General features: G+C 45.3%; 15 protein-coding genes. 6 read left to right on the top strand and 9 right to left on the bottom strand.

Features of this window, described 5'->3' with window-relative positions:
- Positions 1-11 precede the first annotated feature (11 nt).
- From BT_RS03755 to BT_RS03745, 3 genes are read right to left on the bottom strand one after another with little or no spacing between them, the layout of a single operon-like run.
- Positions 12-1,466 (bottom strand): AbgT family transporter, encoded by a 1,455-nt coding sequence (locus BT_RS03755; RefSeq protein WP_008761424.1) that lies wholly within the window; start codon positions 1,464-1,466, stop codon positions 12-14.
- Positions 1,456-2,184, bottom strand: a complete 729-nt coding sequence (locus tag BT_RS03750) for a DUF5932 domain-containing protein (protein ID WP_008761423.1) — start codon at positions 2,182-2,184, stop codon at positions 1,456-1,458. Before BT_RS03750 ends, BT_RS03755 begins: the two co-directional genes overlap by 11 nt.
- Positions 2,185-2,219: 35 nt before the next feature.
- Positions 2,220-6,467, bottom strand: coding sequence for a DUF5113 domain-containing protein (locus BT_RS03745; RefSeq protein ID WP_011107427.1), 4,248 nt, complete (start codon positions 6,465-6,467; stop codon positions 2,220-2,222).
- A 306-nt stretch (positions 6,468-6,773) separates the two neighbouring features.
- On the opposite strand from BT_RS03745, the gene BT_RS03740 reads away from it, so the two are divergent.
- Positions 6,774-7,712, top strand: coding sequence for a ribose-phosphate pyrophosphokinase (locus tag BT_RS03740; protein WP_008761422.1), 939 nt, complete (start codon positions 6,774-6,776; stop codon positions 7,710-7,712).
- An 88-nt stretch (positions 7,713-7,800) separates the two neighbouring features.
- Here BT_RS03740 and BT_RS03735 read toward each other — a convergent pair whose 3' ends face one another.
- From BT_RS03735 to BT_RS03715, 5 genes are all read right to left on the bottom strand, one after another.
- Complete coding sequence (locus tag BT_RS03735) at positions 7,801-8,970, bottom strand: phosphatidylinositol-4-phosphate 5-kinase (protein WP_008765612.1); 1,170 nt, start codon at positions 8,968-8,970, stop codon at positions 7,801-7,803.
- Positions 8,971-9,053: 83 nt separating this feature from the next.
- Positions 9,054-10,337: a M16 family metallopeptidase gene (locus BT_RS03730; RefSeq protein WP_008761420.1), complete on the bottom strand. Its 1,284-nt coding sequence runs from the start codon at positions 10,335-10,337 to the stop codon at positions 9,054-9,056.
- A gap of 3 nt (positions 10,338-10,340) precedes the next feature.
- A complete protein-coding gene (gene kdsB / locus BT_RS03725; RefSeq protein ID WP_008761419.1) occupies positions 10,341-11,093 on the bottom strand; it encodes a 3-deoxy-manno-octulosonate cytidylyltransferase in 753 nt (250 codons plus the stop codon).
- Positions 11,090-11,470, bottom strand: a complete 381-nt coding sequence (locus BT_RS03720; protein ID WP_008761418.1) for a 2-amino-4-hydroxy-6-hydroxymethyldihydropteridine diphosphokinase — start codon at positions 11,468-11,470, stop codon at positions 11,090-11,092. The genes kdsB and BT_RS03720 overlap by 4 nt, the downstream gene beginning before the upstream one ends.
- A gap of 10 nt (positions 11,471-11,480) precedes the next feature.
- The gene (locus tag BT_RS03715) at positions 11,481-13,820 is read right to left on the bottom strand and encodes a transglycosylase domain-containing protein (protein ID WP_011107425.1); all 2,340 of its coding nucleotides are present in this window, start codon (positions 13,818-13,820) and stop codon (positions 11,481-11,483) included.
- Between the two features lie 205 nt (positions 13,821-14,025).
- On the opposite strand from BT_RS03715, the gene pyrB reads away from it, so the two are divergent.
- The 5 genes from pyrB (at position 14,026) to glyA (ending at position 18,281) form a co-directional block, all read left to right on the top strand.
- Positions 14,026-14,967, top strand: a complete 942-nt coding sequence (pyrB, locus tag BT_RS03710; RefSeq protein WP_008761416.1) for an aspartate carbamoyltransferase — start codon at positions 14,026-14,028, stop codon at positions 14,965-14,967.
- The gene (pyrI, locus tag BT_RS03705) at positions 14,964-15,425 is read left to right on the top strand and encodes an aspartate carbamoyltransferase regulatory subunit (protein ID WP_008761415.1); all 462 of its coding nucleotides are present in this window, start codon (positions 14,964-14,966) and stop codon (positions 15,423-15,425) included. Before pyrB ends, pyrI begins: the two co-directional genes overlap by 4 nt.
- Positions 15,426-15,459: 34 nt before the next feature.
- A complete protein-coding gene (locus BT_RS03700) occupies positions 15,460-16,026 on the top strand; it encodes a flavin reductase family protein (protein WP_032840898.1) in 567 nt (188 codons plus the stop codon).
- A 16-nt stretch (positions 16,027-16,042) separates the two neighbouring features.
- A complete protein-coding gene (locus tag BT_RS03695) occupies positions 16,043-16,780 on the top strand; it encodes a porin family protein (protein WP_008761413.1) in 738 nt (245 codons plus the stop codon).
- Positions 16,781-17,000: 220 nt separating this feature from the next.
- Complete coding sequence (gene glyA, locus BT_RS03690; RefSeq protein WP_011107424.1) at positions 17,001-18,281, top strand: serine hydroxymethyltransferase; 1,281 nt, start codon at positions 17,001-17,003, stop codon at positions 18,279-18,281.
- Positions 18,282-18,667: 386 nt separating this feature from the next.
- Here glyA and BT_RS03685 read toward each other — a convergent pair whose 3' ends face one another.
- Complete coding sequence (locus tag BT_RS03685) at positions 18,668-20,335, bottom strand: formate--tetrahydrofolate ligase (RefSeq protein WP_011107423.1); 1,668 nt, start codon at positions 20,333-20,335, stop codon at positions 18,668-18,670.
- Positions 20,336-20,424 lie beyond the last annotated feature (89 nt).

The following is a 20,424-nucleotide window of genomic DNA, read 5'->3' as shown; positions in this document are numbered from 1 at the left end:
TGAATCGTGAATTATAACCCCATCGGTATCTTCAACAGATACCATACGATAAACAGCAATGTCCATGCTGCCAGAATGCACAAGGAGTACCTCCATGTATATTTCAGCAACGATCCGTATGTGATCTGTTTGTCATATTGCCGCATATACGTCAACACCAGCGGCATATAGAATAAGAAAGGAGTAATGGCATTCGTCGAACTGTCTCCGATACGAAAAGCACACTGCGTGACGTCCGGCGAAATCCCCATCTGCGCAAACATCGGGATGAAGATGAAAGACATAAATGCCCATTTGGAAGTGGCGGATACCATAATCAGATTGATAAATGCCGTAAACAGGATAAACAAGATGAGTGCGGACAAAGGAGCCGGCTCAAAAGAAGAAAGCAGGTCCGCTCCCATAATCGCAAGACACTTGTCCAAATGAGAATACTCGAAACAGGCAAACATCTGGGCAGCAAAAAAAGCAATAACGAAATACACACCCAGCAGTTTGATCGGCTGGGTAAGTCCTTCGATCACATCATTATCGCTGCGATAACGACCGGAACTGAACCCATAAGCCATCCCCGTAAAGCCTGCGCCCAGAGATAGCAGAAACAGGATACCGGCAATGAAGGGCGAATGCATCAAACCTCCGTTAACGCCACGCAGGATACCATAGGAAGAGAAAGTAAGCCACAAAATAAGGGCAACGTATATCCCTGCCACTACGACAGCCACCATCAGCGCACGACGTTCTTTCCGTGACAAAGGGCGGTAGGCTTCGACTTTCACACTTCCCTCATATTTTCCTAAGTTCGGGAGAAGCCATTTCTGAGTCACCCAATAAACGATCCCTGTAATTACCACTGTCGAAGCGCTCATAAAGAAGTAGTTGCACAGCGGCTCCGTGTTTCCCTGATATCCCATCAGTGTGAGCGCGGCTTCCTGAGTGGTATGCGCCAAGAGCGGGTCCATCGTACTCAGTACGATATTGGCACTATATCCGCAGGCCACGGAAACGTAAGCCGTCACAATCCCCGCTATCGGATGAAGTCCCACCCACTGAAACAGCATGGCGGCAATGGGAAGCAGAATAATATAACCGCCGTCACCAATGACGTTCGACAGCAATCCGAGGACAATCACCCACAGGATAACTTTTCTTTTCTCTTTCCGGTTTCCCACTCCCAGACGGATGCACGCATCGATAAATCCGGAATGTTGGGCCACACCCAGTCCGAACATGGCGATAATCACCATGCCAAGCGGAGCAAAACCGGTAAAATTCTTGATAGCATTCCGCAACCACCAGCGAATTCCCTCAGGACTCAGCAGGCTTTGCACCCGAATATCCTCCCCTGATTGCGGCAGCGTTACTTTCAGTCCGTAGATATCACATATCCACGAAAGAAAGACCACCGCCATTGTCAGCAGCAGGAACATCGTAGCGGGATGCGGCATACGCCATTTACTCTTCATCAGCTTCCAGATTATCCAGATCGATAATGCGCAATTCCAATGCACGGACAGCCAGACGGGTCGCGTTCACTCCCACCCGTTCTCCATTCGGGAAGAGACGTCCGATCAGGTCATTCTGTCGTTTCTCCAGTGATTTCACGCCAAATGGCATCCCTTTCAGGTTGGCAATCATATCTTTGGTGTAGCCTAATGCCAGATGGCGAAGAAAACGCTCGTCATATTCATCAATATCATAGTTGATTACCGCTTCCTGACGCTTGGCATCATTCGCTACCGACTTTTTGAAACGATCTACGATCTTCTCCAGAATCGGATAGTTGAATACCAGCTTCTTGCCGTCCATCACAGCTTGTACGTCTGTCTTGGTCAGCAATTCTCCTGTTTTGAGAATAATGCCATCCGCTCCTGCATTCAGCACATCCACCCACAGTTTTTCATTCAGTATTTCCCCCGTAAAGATCAATACACGAACCCCCTTATAACGTTTGAAAATATTCCGGCAGATATCAACGCCAATCGTCGTAGAACCTCCCAGTCCCAAATCCAGCAAAACCAGATCGGGAAGCTGTGCTTCCATCAACGGCCAGAACTCGCTTTCTGTCATTGCCGTGCCGATCACTTCTGCGTTGGGTATCTCATGACGGAAAATTTCTTCTGTGCCTTTCAATTCCAGTTTTACGTCCTCTACAATAATAACTTTAAACTTCTGTTCTTCCATTTTATTTATCTAATAACTTTTATGTGTCTTCTTCTTTATCTGCGTGGGATGGTGAAGTAAACCGTAAATCCTCCCCCTTCTGCCGGTTCGGCATTGATACGGCATCCCCTGCGCCCCGCAAATTCATCATGGTCACGGATTATCTGCTTGCATATCAGATATTCCGTTCCACGCAATTCTCCTTTTTCACCGGAAGTCATACGAGCCAAATTCGGATAGAACAACTGGTTCAGCTCCGTCACACTCTTCTCGCGTCTGGTATCCGTAAAAAGGAAACGGATATATTCGTTATCCTTACGAGCCTGCAAGCGTATCACTCCTTCTTCACGAACCGCCAATGCTTCATCAATCAGATTCTCAAACAGGAAACGCAACTGATTCACGTCACCGATCACTTTGGCGTCCATCGGTTCTATGATTAGTTCTACCTTTTCCGTCCGATTTTTCGTGACCTTCCTGAAGTATTTTCCAGCAGCATCAAAAAGCTCCTGTACCGGAATCGTATTCCGGCGGAAAGTAACCTCCTCCAGCTGTCGGGCAGCGCATGAACTCAGAATCGTAAAGATCCCTTTATAATATTCTATCAGTTCTGTAATCGTTTCCACAGCTTCCCGTTCATCCTTTTCCGGAAGGTTCTGCGTATTCAACCGACCAATAATCTGTTTAATCTTGTTCGGATAATAAATTGTCTCATGTTTAATCGTTGAAAGGCAGTTATCAAGCACCATGTTCTGCACATGAAGCATACTGTCTTCCCACGAAGCACGGCGTGTTTCCTCGTGTGCCGACTCGATATCCCGGTATTGCGTGGCAAGCTTTACCACTGCATTGAACACCACAATCGATACATAACGTGCTACCAGCTCAAAAAGAAGATGATCCGTTTCCTGTTGCGTTCCTTCCCTCCGTTCCAGATAAAGCACACCTACACATTGATGCTCACCTCCGGCTTCCACCATCAACGGAATCGCCTGCAAATTCTGTTCTGAGAGATATTCCCCTGTTTCAAAACATTGCTGCACCATTTCCGGCATTTCCTGCCCGGGACAGGAAGCATATTCCAGCCGATGCGTGGTTTCGTTATAAACAGCAATGCCCATCAGGCTGATTGTCAACAACTCATTTACTGAGCCAAAAGCCTCATTCACGATGCGCTGCGGAATCTCTTTAAGTGTATTTTCCTCTCTCTGAAGCGCTTCCTCGTTCTCCTGAGTCTGAGGTCTGACCAAAGAGGCGGCAAAAACTTTCTGATTTATCTCAAGCACCTGTTCCAGGTTCAGACGGTTCTGCAACATCTTCCTCATATACAAGAGATAATAGCCGATCAGAGAAACGATCAGCAAGACGAAACAGAGGATGATACCAACCGTCTTATTCGTGTTGGATCGTTCCAACTGCCTGCAATACCCTTCCAAAGTCTGGTCTTCTCCCTGTACCTTATATAAATCTGTAAAAGCAGAATTATTATAACTGTAGGCATCAATTTGTTTCAAAGCAAGGAATGCTACCGCCGCTTCATTTCTGATATCCAAAATCACATGATAGTCTGAATCAAAAAGTTCATTCCACCAAAACAGTTCGGCAGGGGTTCCTTTTCCCACCAGTTTCATGTATCGATGCGGCTTCGGGGTACGCGTATATTTCTTATAATGCTCATTCAGCGACATCATTGCCGAATCTATATACTGCAATGCTATTTCGTAGTTCTCATCCACATTGGCAAAATAAGCGGCATTGGCATAATCAGAGGCTGCATCAAGCAGATCTTCATAAGTAGAATCTGTAGTAATCGCAATGGAGTCACTATCCTGCAATATCGACGGAAGGGGTTCATGCAGACAAGAAGCCATTCCCAACGGAAGCAACAGGCAGAGCAACACGCCAATCACTTTACGTACTCCTGAAGGCAAGCGGAAATAAAAACGGCTTCCCTTTCCCGGTTCGCTTTCTATATCGAATACGCATACCCGGAACAGTTCATTCGTTTTCTTATATTTCTCTATGATTCCCTTGCAGTTCATCAAGCCAAAACCGCTTCCCTTATTCTCTTTCAGTTCTTCCGGATCTGCCGCGTCTTTCATGCCGATAGCACGCGAATCATATACCTTTTCACCAATGATATGCGCGATATCTTCTGCTGAAAGTCCTCTCCCATTATCTTCTACGGAGATTTCCACATACGCATCGGTAGCATGCGCATATACTTTAACCGTTCCCCCCTCAGGCGTATACTTACGGGCATTTTCAGCCAGTGTATTAATCATAAACAAGGTCAATGCACGATCGGCCTTTACCATCAGGGTGGTCGGTTCGATTTCCAGCTTTTGCTTTTTCATTTCAAAAGCACGCCGTCCTTTTCCCAGCAAATCAAACAATTCATTCAGACTGAATGTCTCAATGTTCAGACTAAGCGTACCTTGCTTCATCTTGATCCAAAGTGCCAGAATATCATTGTATTCGTTGATGGTAGTCACCAGTTCATCAATGTACTGGTACTTCTCTTTCTTTATCTTGGTGTCATCAATATATCCTTTTTCCGTCAACTTATGTACTTCGTTCAGAATCCGGTCGATATAAGGATTAATCCCGTTGACGATGGCCATACAAGCCTTCTTTATCAGATTCTGACGTTTGTTTCCTGCAATATGCTGCTCGTAGATATACCGCTGTTTCTCCAGCTGATTTCGCTCGTCGCTCAACGTAGCCACCATTTGTTCATTTTCAGCAGCCCATACGATATAAGGTTCCACTACATGCACCAATGCCTTCTCGTCCCGGTTCAGTCGATGGGAAGAAGGTACCAGTGCAGCTTTTCCTTCTTCCGGAATTTCCAGCGTCAGACGTCCTTTCCCGAACAACTGGTCAATGCCTTGCTGAATCAGAGGTACGTTCATCGGTATGGAAGAAGTGATATCCCGACAAAGAGAGAGAATCCGTTGCAGACGCTCCACATCCACCTGATTCCTGATTTTGGAACGTTTGTTGAAGAACCACCAAAGGATAATCACCAGTACCAAGCCGACAATAACCAGAAAAAGAACGACCGTCATCTGTCGCGAACCTGCTTCCAAAGACAAATAACGGCTTTCCAACTCCTTATCCTGACGGGTAAAGTTCAAAATATCCAGATAGATATTCCGGTTATAATCAGAAGCATCCTTCATCCCCAGCCCGGCATATGAAACGCTTAACTGCTCCCTTATCCGTGAGATCCATTCGGGAACGGTCTTCACCTTCTCCTGTCCAATCCATGGAACTCCGGTATAAGTAGTATCTCCCTCGGCAAACGTATATAATTTATCAAGCGTATCCACTTCATTATGATAATAAAGCATGTGATGATGGTTTACGCAGTTCAATGCTTTTGATAATGTATCCAAAGCTTCCTGATAACGTCCATGCGCATTCAGGTATTTGCCGATAGATACATAAGCTCCGGCAATCTGATACAAGTCATTATATTCGCGAAATTTCTCCAGTGCCAGTTGGGCCAAACGCAAAGGGAACAAAGAATCTACCGGAAAATCAAACTGATCCAACGCATGTGTACGCCTTGTCTTGAAAAACTCAAAATTAGACGGGGATGCCATCAGATTGGCAAGTCCCTGCATTCCATTCCCCTCAAAATACGGATGCTTGCTCTTCACGGCTGTCCGCCAAGTGAAATAAAGTTCGTCAAACTCGCGGAGTTTCCGTTCTTCCGGAGTATTCGCTGCGACCAAAGAAGCCGATCCTTTGAGATAATGATAATAAAGAAGCTGATTGGTATCGCTCAACGCTTCGTCTTCCTGAATATTATCGATAGAGGTTATCGCTTCCTGCCGTTGCTGGAGATAGTAATAGTAAATGGAGGAAACGAGAAAAAATTCGGTAAATGCGTAATCCAGCCGAAGCGCTTCGTGACGGTCGGCAAAGAGGTCGCTCTCTTCACGGATACGCTTCATCCGTCGGAGGGCACTGTTCCGGTAATCATAAAATTCTTTGTTGAGCGCTGTCCGCTGGCAGATTTTCATCAGTCCGATGTCTGCTATCAACAGTTCAAGCTCATTTTTAGTCAGCTTGTATACCTCTTTATGATACGCCTCGGCACGGTCGAAATCCATATTCATGAAAGCACAGAACCCCAGATTATTGGAAGCTTCCGCTTTCCCCGACTTATATAGGTTTACTTGCCGATATGCTTTATAGGCGTATTTGTAGGAAGAGTCCAGATTACGGTAACGATAAGCATACGCTTTTCCATTCAGCGAGTCGATAAGCCTCACTTCTTTTGTGGGCACCATGTCGGTACACGAAAAAAGGGAGGAAAGCAACAATACTCCTATTATATATAATGGAGAATGGAAAATGGAAAATGGAGAATAAAAAGACAGGCGATAACTATCTTTCATTCTTCGCTCTTCATTTTCTGTTTTTCGTCCATAATTCTTCATTCTTCATTCTCAGTTCTTCGTTCTTACTTGCAAATCTACAAATATTTCCGATAAGTTGGAGAGAAAATTATTTTTTCTACAATAAGTCTTTCTAAATAATAAGAGAAATTCCTACCTTTGCAGGCAAATTAACAAATAGGTAACATCTATTACAAAATGAGCGAAAAAGCACCCTTTATGGTATTCTCGGGAACTAACTCGAGATATCTTGCAGAGAAAATCTGCGCAAGTCTCAATTGTCCTCTGGGAAACATGAACATCACCCACTTTGCAGATGGTGAGTTTGCCGTTTCTTACGAAGAATCAATTCGTGGCGCACATGTATTCCTTGTGCAGTCTACTTTCCCTAACTCAGACAACTTAATGGAACTTCTCCTGATGATCGACGCCGCCAAACGTGCATCTGCAAAGAGCGTCGTAGCTGTTATCCCCTATTTCGGATGGGCACGTCAGGACAGAAAAGACAAACCTCGTGTATCTATCGGAGCTAAATTGGTAGCCGACCTGCTTTCAGTAGCAGGTATCGACCGACTGATTACCATGGATTTGCATGCAGACCAGATTCAGGGATTCTTCAATATCCCCGTAGATCACCTGTATGCATCAGCCGTATTCCTCCCCTATATCCAGTCATTGAAACTGGAAGACCTGGTGATTGCTACACCGGACGTAGGTGGTTCAAAACGCGCCAGCACTTTCTCCAAATACCTTGGTGTACCTTTGGTACTCTGCAACAAGTCACGTGAAAAAGCCAATGAAGTAGCTTCCATGCAAATCATCGGTGATGTGAAAGACAAAAACGTAGTATTGATCGATGACATCGTAGATACAGCAGGCACCATCACCAAAGCTGCCAATATCATGATGGAAGCCGGAGCCAAATCCGTACGCGCTATTGCCAGCCACTGTGTAATGTCTGACCCTGCTTCTTTCCGTGTGCAGGAATCCGGATTGACTGAAATGGTATTTACAGACAGTATCCCTTACGCTAAGAAATGCGCGAAAGTGAAACAACTGAGCATCGCTGATATGTTTGCAGAAACAATCAAGCGGGTAATGAATAACGAGTCCATCAGTTCACAATATATCATCTAAATGAAGAATGATGAGTAAAGGATAAGATAAAGAAAGCCGGCTAAACTTGAATTTAGCCGGCTTTCTTATTTATCTATAATTCTTTCTTTTAAAGAAGTCTTCCCATTTTATAGGTTCCTTTTTTGATCACCTTTCCGTCTTTATCTGTTTCCACAAAAGGGCCATCTTTCTTTCCTTGTTTGAAGAAGCCTTCGAAGCGGTTACCGTCTTTGTCGATCTGAACGCCTTGTCCGTCTTCCAGTCCGTCTACGAAACCACCTTTATATTGCATACCGGCAACGGTTTTCAGAGAGCCCTGACCGTGAGGACGATTATTTTTCCAGTCTCCTTCGTAAACATCCCCGTTACTCCATTTATAGATACCTTTGCCTTCGCGTTTATTGTTTTTCCAGTCACCTTCATACACAGCACCGTTTGCCCACGTGAAGGTACCTTTTCCATCCTGCATACCGTCTTTGAAATTTCCTACATATTTATCTCCATTGGCATGATAGTAAACGCCTTCTCCGGTACGTTCTCCCAAAAGATAAGAACCTTCGTAGCGATCTCCCGTATGGAAAAAATAAGTACCTTTTCCATGCTGGATATCATCTGCCCAGTCACCGTCATACTTGTCTCCGTTGGTATATTCGAATACGCCTTTTCCGTGACGTACATCATCTTTCCAGTCACCGTCGTACTTGCAGCCATCGTCCCAGTTCATGGTACCTTTGCCGTTCTTCTTGTCATTCTTCCAGTGACCGCTGTATTTAGCACCGTTCGCCCACGTATAAGTACCTTCGCCTTCACGCTTGTCGTTCGCCCAGTTGCCCACGTATAAGTCGCCATTATGATAATACATCGTTCCGGCACCATGCTGATAATCCTGGAACCACATTCCGTCATAACGGTTATTATTCATAAAATAATAGATTCCTTTTCCGTGTTGCTGATCCTGGAACCACTGACCTTCGTACTTCTCTCCATCCGGAAAAGAATAGATTCCGTAGCCTTCACGTTTTCCTTTGATATATTCCCCTTCGTAGACATCCCCATTTTTAAAGACCGTTTTCCCTTTTCCGTTCGGTTTGCGTCCTTTCATCTCTCCTGTATAGACGCTACCATCTTTGAAAGTATAATTTCCGATTTTTATTTCTGTAGAGAATGTGTCTTTCAACTTTCCGAAGAACCCACCTTTGCTGGTATTGTTATCTTGTGCCATCACTCCTCCCTGTGCAAGAAGAGTCAAAAAAAGTGTAGTATATAGATATTTCCTCATTAGTTTTACTCGTTACTCATTAAAATTACAGTTTGGACAAAGATACAACTTCTCTCCCAAAAAGTGCCATACCGGAAAGCAAATTATGACAACTTTTTACCAGCAATGACCTCTTTTAATGTCTCTTTGCACAAATAGCGCTGTGCCAATTCCTGTATTTCCTGAGGTGTCACCTCATTTACAGCCTGCAAAGAACGGGAGAAATACTGGTCATCCAGCCCCGAAGTAGCAATAAAAATCCACGCATCCGCCAGCGAGAAAGGCGATTCATAGCTCCGGCACATTTCGCCCAGCATATAGTTGCGCACCATCGTCAGTTCTTCCATAGGAACAGGCTCCCGGTGTAGTTTGTCTATCTCATTATATACTTCCTGTATCAGCGGTTCCACGTATTCATTATCCGTTTCGGTCGAGATTCCCAGCAAACCGCTATCCGGATAGAACATAATTCCGGCAGAAATCCCATAAGTATATCCTTTCTCTTCACGGATATTAGACATCAGACGGCTGCCAAAGTATCCTCCGAACAGCGTCATCAGTACGCGTAATTTCAGATAGTCAGGATTCTGACGGGTAATGGTGGTACATCCCATCTTCACCGCACTTTGCAAAGCGTCTTCACGCTCTATGAATATTCGTTTTTCGGGAACGGCAACGAATGAAAATATCGGTTTTGATGCTTTCAGCTGATATTGTCCGAAAGGAGTCCCGAAAGCACCGGTCACCCGGCGAATGATATCTTCCGTCACCTTACCCGACAGGAAAATGGAACAGTTGCCCGAATGATAATGCCGTCCGTAGAAATCACGGAGTACTTCCGGTGTAATGGCATGATAATCCTCCTCCACTACAATTTGCCCGCATGGATGCTGTGTCCCGTAAAGCGCCTGTAACAGGCCACGGTGTGCAAGGAAGTCTACTTTAGAAGTATTGACCAGATATTGCTGGATATTCGTATCCAGGATGGTATGCAGTTCTTTCTCCGGAAACACAGGTTCCTTAATCATGGATTCCACGACTTCCAGCGTTTTTGCCAGATACTTGTTCAACGAGTAGACAGTGATATAAGCATACTCCGACGAACTGGACAGTTCGAGCCATGAACCATAATAATCCAGTTTCTCTGCAATGGTTGCCGCCGTATACTTCTGCGTGCCTTCGCGTAGCATCCGGTTTGTAAACAGCGCCTGCAACTTCTGCGACTGTTGCCAGCGCCCTCCGGCAAAAAGAATATCCATACGGACCACCTCCTGTTCACCGGCATTGACAACCGTCAACGGGACACCGTTCGGCAAAGTAGTCCGGACGGGAGAAAGGATATGGAAATTTTTCAGGGCTTGTATTTCAGGTTGTATCGTACGATCCATAAATCAGCTTCTGTTCTTCAAAAATTCTTCTGCATGTTTCAGATCCTGCGGTGTGTCGATACCGATCGTTTCCACGTCACTGATGCCTACCTTTATTTTATATCCATTCTCCAGCCAGCGCAACTGTTCGAGTGATTCTGCCAACTCCAGAGAGGATTGCGGTAGAGCGGTGATCTCCTTCAATACTTCCGTGCGATAAGCGTACAGACCGATATGTTTGTAATAGGTATGTCCCTTCAGCCAGTCTTCCTTATCGGCATTGCGCTGAAAAGGTATGATGGAACGGCTGAAATAAAGTGCGTTCCAATTCTTGTTGAGCACCACTTTCGGGGAGTTGACATTCTCCAGTACGGCAAACGGTTCATCGGCTGTGAAAGGCTTCACCAACGTAGCAATCTGCGTGGTAGGGTCTTCGAAACAAGCCTTTACAGCATTCAGCTGGGAAGGCTGGATGAAAGGTTCGTCCCCCTGTATATTGACTACCACATCAAAGTCGCCCCCGATCTTTGTGCACGCCTCATAGCAGCGGTCGGTACCACTTTTATGATCAATGGAAGTCATGACAACTTTTCCTCCGAATGCTTTTACGGCAGCTTCAATACGTTCGTCATCGGTAGCCACATAAGCATCATCCAAGATGCCCGCTACTTGTTCGTATACACGCTGTATCACCGTCTTCCCCCCCAGCATAGCCAATGGTTTCGCAGGGAAACGGGTGGATGCGTAGCGGGCAGGTATTATTCCCAGAAATTTCATATCTGATTGTATTTTAATTCTTCTAATCCTTTCACAACATACTCTCTTTTCAGGTCTTCCGGCTTCAACACCCGGTCATCGAAAGAGAGCAAATCAATATCCAGACTGACTTTTTCTTCCTTCTTATCCTCCGGACGACGCCCGGCGGACTGCTCGATAGCTTTCAGCTCCTTGCGCACTCTTTCCTCCTCCGCTTCCGAGAAGAACATCGCCACCTGATTGGAGAACAATGCCGGACTTCTGAAAAACAAAGGGCGTGTCTCCTGTTCAGACGTAAAGCGGATGGTAGGAAACAAATCCACCAGTCTCCTGCGAGCCAGAAGAAGATTCTCTTTCCGGTTGTAGTTACTTCCGATACAAATGATACATTTATGCACGATGAGAGGTTTAATTAAACAAATCGTCCAGTCCCGTTTCTTCGAAGACTTCTCCGTCCGGTGTTTCCGAACCGGCACAAGGGTCAAAACCTTCGGGCAGTTTAAACGTTTCCGTCTGGCTGTATCCCAAAGTCGGGTCATCGTAGACTTTCTTCATATAAGTTGCCCAGATAGGCAATGCGGCGGCAGCCCCTTGTCCATAAGTCATTGTACCAAAGTGGATGTCACGTTCATCACCTCCTACCCAGCAACCGGACACCAATGATGGAGTAAAGCCCATAAACCAGCTATCCGAGTTATCATTGGTCGTACCTGTTTTACCGCCCATATCGGCCGTAATTCCGTAACGGCGAACACGTCCGCCTGTTCCTTCATTGATAACGGAACGAAGCATTACCAACATCTTGTATGCGCTCGAAACACTGATAACTTCTTCCATCTGCGGTGCAAACGTAGAAAGCACATTGCCGTCACTATCTTCAATGCGGGTGACGAATAACGGAGCTACCCGAATCCCCTTATTGGCAAAAGCTGTATATGCGCTTACCATTTCACCGACAGAAATTTCGCAGGGACCCAAACAAAGTGAAACAACAGGGTCGATCGCCTTGTTTCGTACACCAAAACTATGAATCAGCCTTACAAGGTTATAAGGATTCAGTTTACCCATCAGGTAAGCCGAAATCCAGTTATCCGAATTGGCCAGTCCCCATTTCAGAGTCACCATTTCACCATAACGTTTATTATTGGCGTTTCGGGGAGTCCATGCCTCTCCTGTTTCGGTAATCAGCGTTTGTTCTACATGACGCACCTGATCACAAGGTGAAAATCCGTTCTCCATCGCCAGTGTATACAGATACGGCTTGATAGTAGAACCTACCTGACGGCGTCCCACCATTGCCATGTCATATTGGAAATATGTATAATTCGGTCCTCCAACATACGCCTTCACATATCCGGTCATCGGGTCCATCGACATGAATCCTGTACGCAGGAAGTGTTTGTAATAGCGAATAGAGTCCATCGGAGTCATAATCGTATCCTTCTCACCTGCCCAGGTGAAAACAGACATTTCCTGAGGAGTATCGAATGCTTTGCGAATCTCCTGTTCAGAAGCACCCGCTGACTTCATTACATTATAACGTTCGGTTTGTTTCATGGCTCTGGTCAGCAATTCTTCCACCCGCGCCTGCGGCAATGCCCTTGCATACGGGGCGTTCTTACTTCCTTGTTTTTCTTTAAAGAACAGAGGTTGCAAGAAGTCGCCTAAATGTTCTTTGATAGCATCCTCAGCGTATTGCTGCATATGCGAATTGATGGTGGTATAAATCTTCAGACCATCCGTGTAGATATTATAATTCGAGCCGTCTTTCTTTTTATTTTTGGCGCACCAGCCGTACAGCGGATTTGTTTCCCATGAAAGTGAATCTTCATAATACTTCTGCATCTGCCAGCCGCGGTACTCGCTCTTAACCGGTTTCTTGGCAGTCATCACACCACGAAGATATTCGCGGAAATAGGTTGCCAGACCTTCTTTATGGTCTACACGGGTATATGCAAGTTTCAGCGGAAGTGCCTGCAAAGAATCACATTCCGCATCCGAGATGTAACCGGCTTTTTCCATCTGACGCAGTACGACGTTACGACGTCCCAATGCATTCTCACGGATTTTCGGATTTCGGGATACCGGATTATAACGGGACGGATTCTGACACATTCCCACCAACATCGCTGCCTGCTCTATTTTCAAATCTTTGGGTTCACAGCCGAAATAAGTAGACGCGGCTGTCTTTATACCGACAGCATTATTCAGGAAGTCGAACTTATTAAGATACATTGTCAGAATCTCTTCTTTCGTATAGTAACGTTCCAGTTTTACGGCAATCACCCATTCGATCGGTTTCTGCAACAGACGCTGCATAGTATTGCTTGCCACCTTTTCCGTAAACAACTGTTTTGCCAGCTGTTGTGAGATCGTACTACCTCCACCCGCACTTTTCTGCAACAATAATCCACGCTTGACGATGGCACGGAAAAGTGCCTTCGCATCAATACCGGAATGTTCGGCAAAGCGAACATCCTCCGTCGCAATCAGCGCATGAATGATGTTGGGAGAAAGATCGGCATAGCTGCTGTATACACGATTATTTTTTTCCATTGAGAAGGTACCCAGTACTTTCCCGTCTTCCGAGAATACCTCAGTTGCAAATTTATAATTGGGATTTTCCAGTTCTTCCACAGGAGGCATATAGCCTATCCAGCCCTTAGAGATAGACACAAAAACAACTACGATAGCTATTAAAGCAACTGCCAACAATACCCAAAGAGCGTTTATTATTTTTCGAATCATGTTTCTTCTAGCTTAAAAAAGATGCTTATAACTAAGCCGCAAAGGTAGATAAAATATAGCATACAGCAAACGAGTTTTTGATTTATTTGATATTTTAAAACCAACCGAAAAACGAATAAAAAGAGAAAAAAAGTTTGTATTTTACATTTTCTTCGTACCTTTACACTCCGGTAAAACAAGTTCTATCCACATAAAAGATAACAAAATGGAAAACAGAAGTTTAGTAACCATTGCCGAACATTCTAAAGAAAAAATCCTCTACATGCTCGAAATGGCGAAGCAGTTTGAAATGAACCCCAACCGCCGGTTATTGCAAGGTAAGGTAGTAGCAACCCTGTTCTTCGAACCTTCCACCCGTACCCGTTTGAGTTTCGAAACAGCAGCCAATCGCCTCGGCGCACGCGTCATCGGATTTACTGATCCGAAAGCAACCAGCTCCTCAAAAGGAGAAACACTCAAAGACACGATCATGATGGTTAGCAGCTATGCGGATATTATCGTCATGCGACACTATCTCGAAGGAGCTGCCCGATATGCCAGCGAAGTAGCACCCGTACCCATCGTCAATGCAGGAGACGGAGCCAACCAGCACCCGTCACAAACGATGCTCGACCTCTACTCCATCTACAAAACTCAGGGAACACTGGAAAACCTGAACATCTTTCTGGTGGGAGACTTGAAATACGGACGCACCGTCCACTCACTACTGATGGCTATGCGTCACTTCAATCCTACATTCCACTTCATCGCCCCCGATGAACTGAAAATGCCGGAAGAATATAAGCTATACTGCAAAGAGCATCAGATCAAATACATTGAACATACCGAATTTACCGAAGAAATTATCGCTGATGCCGACATCCTGTACATGACCCGTGTGCAACGCGAACGCTTCACCGACCTGATGGAATACGAACGAGTGAAAAATGTATATATCCTGCGCAACAAGATGCTGGAGAACACCCGTCCGAACCTCCGCATTCTGCACCCGCTGCCCCGTGTCAACGAGATTGCTTACGACGTGGACAACAACCCGAAAGCATATTATTTCCAACAGGCGCAAAACGGTCTGTATGCCCGTGAAGCCATCCTTTGCGACGTATTAGGTATCACATTAGAGGACGTTAAAAACGATATTTTATTATGAGCGAAAATAAACAAGCATTGCAAGTAGCTGCCCTGAAAAACGGGACAGTGATTGACCATATCCCATCAGAAAAACTCTTTACTGTCGTACAGCTACTGGGCGTGGAGCAAATGAAGTGTAACATCACCATCGGCTTCAACCTCGACAGCAAAAAGCTAGGGAAAAAAGGCATTATCAAAATCGCCGACAAGTTTTTCTGCGACGAAGAAATCAACCGCATATCGGTAGTAGCACCTTACGTAAAACTGAACATTATCCGCGACTATGAAGTCGTTGAAAAGAAAGAAGTCAGAATGCCGGACGAACTGCACGGCATCGTAAAATGCGCCAATCCGAAATGTATCACGAACAATGAACCTATGCCTACGTTATTTCATGTGATAGACAAGGATAATTGCATCGTGAAGTGCCATTATTGCGAGAAAGAACAGAAACGCGAGGAAATCACCATCCTCTAGTTTCTCCATTCCTCATTCTTAATTTTTTATTAAATTGAAACAAGACTGGAAACCGGGAACGATGATCTATCCGCTGCCTGCCATATTGGTGAGTTGCGGAAAAGATGAAAGTGAATATAATATTATAACAGTAGCATGGACGGGTACGATTTGTACAAACCCGCCCATGTGCTATATATCCGTACGACCGGAACGACACTCCTACGACATCATCAAGAAGAATATGGAGTTCGTCATCAATCTGACAACTAAAGACATGGCGTTCCCTACCGACTGGTGCGGAGTACGTTCGGGACGGAATTATCGTAAATTCGAAGAGATGAAACTCACTCCGGGACGCTGCACCGTAGTCAGCGCACCGCTGATCGAAGAGTCTCCCCTCTGCATCGAATGTCGCGTGAAGGAAATTGTTTCGCTCGGTTCGCATGATATGTTTATCGCCGATGTGGTAAACGTCCGTGCAGACGACCGGAACCTGAATCCCGAAACCGGCAAGTTCGAACTGGCGGAAGCGAACCCGCTGGTATATGTGCACGGAGGATATTACGACCTGGGAGAAAAAATAGGGAAATTCGGCTGGAGTGTAGAAAAGAAGAAATAAAGAAAAAAGTACTGCCATGAATATACTGCGCAACATAATTCTTTTCGGTTGGATGGCGATAGCTTGCACAGCTTTCGCCCAAGATCGTAACGCAGATAAAGTGGAACGTCCCAACACAAAGAAAATCAACTTTGGTATCAAAGCCGGATTTAATTCTTCCATGTTTATGGTATCCGAATTGAAAATCAAAGACGTAACGATCGACGAAGTACAAAATAATTATAAGATCGGCTATTTTGGCGCGATCTTCATGCGCTTTAATATAAAGAAGCATTTCATTCAGCCGGAAGCATCCTATAATGTCAGCAAAGGCGAGATCACCTTTGACAAACTCGGTTCGCAACACCCTGCCATCGAACCCGATTATGCTTCGGTACAGTCCGTACTTCACAGTATCGACTTCCCTATTCTCTACGGATATAACGTAGTGAAAAAAGGACCATACGGAATGTCTATCTTTGCCGGTCCAAAACTCCGGTATCTATGGGGAAAGCAGAACGAAATCACTTTCACAAACTTCGACCAGAAAGGGATTCATGAAAAGCTGTATCCGCTCAATGTCAGCGTCGTGATCGGTGTCGGCGTCAATATCTCCCGCATCTTTTTCGACTTCCGCTACGAACAGGGGATAGGAAATATCTCCAAATCCATCGTTTATGACAATATCAATTCAGACGGCAGCACGGGAGTCAGCCCTATCATTTTCCGCCGCCGCGACAGCGCATTAAGTTTCTCGTTCGGATTCATTCTTTAAAGAACATCCGACAGCCGGCTGATGAACTTTTGATAGTCGGCAACCGGCAAAAACAGACACCTCCTATTCATTCCGTACGATAAATTATCCATTATCTATTAATTTCCTCCATTTACTAACATTTTTCTTATAGTTCCTTCGTTCTTTATTTATTTTCACTAACTTTGTGCGCTTAAAATAGGTATCTCGAATTAAAAATTTAATATTACTTATAAAAAGAATGAAAAGAGACGACTTAATTTTCGACATCATCGAAAAAGAGCACCAACGTCAGCTGAAAGGTATCGAGCTGATTGCATCTGAAAACTTTGTAAGTGACCAGGTAATGCAGGCAATGGGTTCTTGCCTGACTAACAAGTACGCAGAAGGTTATCCGGGCAAACGTTACTACGGAGGTTGTGAAGTAGTTGACCAAAGCGAACAAATCGCTATCGACCGCCTGAAAGAAATCTTCGGTGCCGAATGGGCAAACGTACAACCGCATTCAGGAGCACAAGCCAATGCAGCCGTATTTCTGGCTGTTTTGAATCCAGGCGACAAGTTTATGGGATTAAACCTCGCACACGGCGGACACCTTTCTCACGGTTCATTAGTAAACACTTCCGGCATTATCTACACTCCTTGCGAATACAATCTGAATCAGGAAACCGGCCGTGTAGACTACGACCAGATGGAAGAAGTTGCTTTGCGCGAAAAGCCGAAAATGATTATCGGCGGCGGCTCTGCTTATTCCCGCGAATGGGACTACAAACGTATGCGTGAAATCGCAGATAAAGTAGGCGCTATCCTGATGATCGACATGGCTCACCCTGCGGGTCTGATCGCTGCCGGACTGTTGGAGAACCCGGTTAAATATGCACACATCGTCACTTCGACTACACATAAAACACTTCGCGGACCTCGTGGTGGGGTCATCATGATGGGAAAAGATTTCCCTAATCCTTGGGGAAAGAAAACTCCGAAGGGTGAAATCAAAATGATGTCTCAATTACTGGATTCAGCTGTATTCCCAGGTGTACAGGGCGGACCGTTGGAACACGTAATCGCTGCCAAAGCCGTAGCTTTCGGTGAAATCCTGCAACCGGAATACAAGGAATATGCAAAACAGGTTCAGAAGAATGCTGCCATACTGGCACAGGCCTTGATAGACCGTGGTTTTACAATCGTTTCCGGTGGTACGGACAATCACTCCATGCTGGTTGACCTGCGTAGCAAATACCCTGATCTGACAGGTAAGGTAGCAGAAAAAGCATTAGTTTCTGCTGACATTACCGTGAATAAGAACATGGTTCCGTTTGACAGCCGTTCTGCTTTCCAAACTTCCGGTATCCGTCTGGGTACTCCTGCCATCACAACCCGTGGTGCGAAAGAAGACCTGATGATCGAAATTGCCGAAATGATCGAAACAGTTCTGTCTAACGTGGAAAATGAAGAGGTGATCGCACAAGTACGTGCACGTGTCAATGAGACAATGAAGAAATATCCTCTTTTTGCTGATTAAGATTTCTTTCTTTGAGTAACCAAATGCCGGTAATGTGAATTAGCAGCATTTGTGTTCAACATTTCATAAAGAATTTCTTTTGAATTTTATAAGCCTGCTTTCTGTGAAGAAAACAGGCTTTTCTTTTTTATTTATTAACAGAATCAGACAAACTATCTGCTCGAAAAGATGTTTTCTTACTACAAAAAGAGAAATTGAAATACGCACTATACTCTTCCGGAAAGCAGCGACTTCAATCGTACAGTGTATCAGACAAGGTCAACATACCGGTACACTGGACTCTATATACAATCATCCCCGTCTTCCCAAACTATCAGAAGTGGAAAGACGGGGATTTATATTGGATGATTGACAGTACAGAAATATACTAAATGAAATAGTAAAAATCAGCTCAGTCCTTCAATTTCACCATCTACAATGTCGATATGCAACGCTTGCGGTTCTTTGGGCAATCCCGGCATACGAAGGATTTCTCCTGCAATCGCTACAATCATTTCGGCACCGTTATTAATCACTATATCCTTGATATGGAACTCGAAATTATTCACGGCGCCATAAATCTTCGGATCGGCAGAAAAAGAGTATTGTGTCTTGGCAATACAAACCGGATAATGAGTGATTCCCATTTTCTCAATCAGCTTGATGCGGTTGCGGGCGATGCTGCTGTACGTAATGACGCTGGCTCCATAAAGGTTGGTAGCCACTTTCTCAATCTTCTGCTGTATGCTGTCTTCTTCTTTATACGTATAACGCAAAGGTTCGGACGGATTATTTTCTATCGTATCGACTACGAGGCGGGCCATATCTACCGCTCCATCACCACCGTCGCTGAACGCATTATTGATGGCGTAACCTACCCCCAACTGTTCGCAGTGCTCGCGCAGCATTTCCATTTCCTCGTCCGTGTCGGTGGCAAACTTATTGAAAGCAACCACTACCGTCTGTCCGAAGGAGCGAAGATTACGAATATGTTTATCCAGATTGCGCAATCCTTCTTTCAGTCCTTCCATGTTCGGTTCCTTGATGCGGTCGAGACTGACACCACCGTGCATCTTCAGTCCTTGCGCCGTAGCGACAATCACAGTCAGTTTGGGCTGGAGTCCGCTTTTGCGGCATTTGATGTTATAGAACTTTTCAGCACCGAGGTCTGCGCCGAATCCGGCTTCCGTGATCACATAGTCACCGAATGACATTGCCAGTTTGGTGGCAAGAATAGAGTTACAGCCATGAGCGATATTGGCAAACGGTCCGCCGTGTACGAAAGCGGCGGTACCTTCGGTCGTTTGCACCAGATTCGGATGGATGGCGTCTTTCAGCAATACCGTGATAGCTCCCGCCACTCCGAGATCTTTCACCGTAAAAGGCTGGTCATCATATGTAAAACCAAGCAGAATATTTTCAATGCGGCGGCGCAAGTCTTCCACATCTTTGGAAAGGCAGAGAATGGCCATAATTTCCGAAGCCGGAGTAATATCGAAGCCTGACTCCTGCGTGATGCCGTTCGACTTGGGTCCGAGTCCGACTACGATGCTGCGCAACGAACGGTCGTTCACGTCGAGCACCCGACGCCAGAGAATTTCTTTCAATCCGAAACCTTTCGCCTGATTCTGATAAAGATAATTATCGAGCAAAGCAGAAATCATGTTATGCGCGGAAGTAATCGCATGAAAGTCTCCCGTAAAATGAAGGTTGATCTTCTCCATCGGAAGCACCTGTGCATATCCCCCACCCGCTGCTCCTCCCTTCATACCGAAGCAAGGACCGAGAGACGGCTCGCGCAAAGCGACAATCGCCTTCTTTCCGATTTTGTTCAGTCCCAGGGCGAGACCGATAGATACTGTAGTTTTGCCGATACCCGCCTTTGTCGCTGTGATGGCAGTTACCAGGACAAGGTTACTTTTCTTCACTTTCTCCTCGTCGATCAGTTGTTCGGGAATCTTCGCGATGTAGCGACCATAATTTTCGACTTCTTCACGAGGAATTCCGATGCTTTCGGCAACTTGCTTGATCTTTTTCAACTCGACACTGCGAGCTATTTCTATGTCTGATTTCATACAGAATATGATTAGTTTTATTTGAAGTGACAAAAGTATAACAAAAAAGCGAAACTGAGAAATTTAAGACGCTCTCTCGTTTACCCGGG

This window comes from Bacteroides thetaiotaomicron VPI-5482 (genome assembly GCF_000011065.1).
In the GTDB taxonomy this organism is placed as follows: Bacteria; Bacteroidota; Bacteroidia; order Bacteroidales; family Bacteroidaceae; genus Bacteroides; species Bacteroides thetaiotaomicron.
This window is presented reverse-complemented; position numbering and strand designations above follow the sequence as displayed.

Bases quoted from the DNA above. Each gene is read 5' to 3' on its own strand.
- BT_RS03755 (WP_008761424.1), bottom strand. From the start codon at position 1,466: ATGAAGAGTAAATGGCGTATGCCGCATCCCGCTACGATGTTCCTGCTG.
- BT_RS03750 (WP_008761423.1), bottom strand. From the start codon at position 2,184: ATGGAAGAACAGAAGTTTAAAGTTATTATTGTAGAGGACGTAAAACTG.
- BT_RS03745 (WP_011107427.1), bottom strand. From the start codon at position 6,467: ATGGTGCCCACAAAAGAAGTGAGGCTTATCGACTCGCTGAATGGAAAA.
- BT_RS03740 (WP_008761422.1), top strand. From the start codon at position 6,774: ATGAGCGAAAAAGCACCCTTTATGGTATTCTCGGGAACTAACTCGAGA.
- BT_RS03735 (WP_008765612.1), bottom strand. From the start codon at position 8,970: ATGAGGAAATATCTATATACTACACTTTTTTTGACTCTTCTTGCACAG.
- BT_RS03730 (WP_008761420.1), bottom strand. From the start codon at position 10,337: ATGGATCGTACGATACAACCTGAAATACAAGCCCTGAAAAATTTCCAT.
- kdsB (WP_008761419.1), bottom strand. From the start codon at position 11,093: ATGAAATTTCTGGGAATAATACCTGCCCGCTACGCATCCACCCGTTTC.
- BT_RS03715 (WP_011107425.1), bottom strand. From the start codon at position 13,820: ATGATTCGAAAAATAATAAACGCTCTTTGGGTATTGTTGGCAGTTGCT.
- pyrB (WP_008761416.1), top strand. From the start codon at position 14,026: ATGGAAAACAGAAGTTTAGTAACCATTGCCGAACATTCTAAAGAAAAA.
- pyrI (WP_008761415.1), top strand. From the start codon at position 14,964: ATGAGCGAAAATAAACAAGCATTGCAAGTAGCTGCCCTGAAAAACGGG.
- BT_RS03695 (WP_008761413.1), top strand. From the start codon at position 16,043: ATGAATATACTGCGCAACATAATTCTTTTCGGTTGGATGGCGATAGCT.
- glyA (WP_011107424.1), top strand. From the start codon at position 17,001: ATGAAAAGAGACGACTTAATTTTCGACATCATCGAAAAAGAGCACCAA.
- BT_RS03685 (WP_011107423.1), bottom strand. From the start codon at position 20,335: ATGAAATCAGACATAGAAATAGCTCGCAGTGTCGAGTTGAAAAAGATC.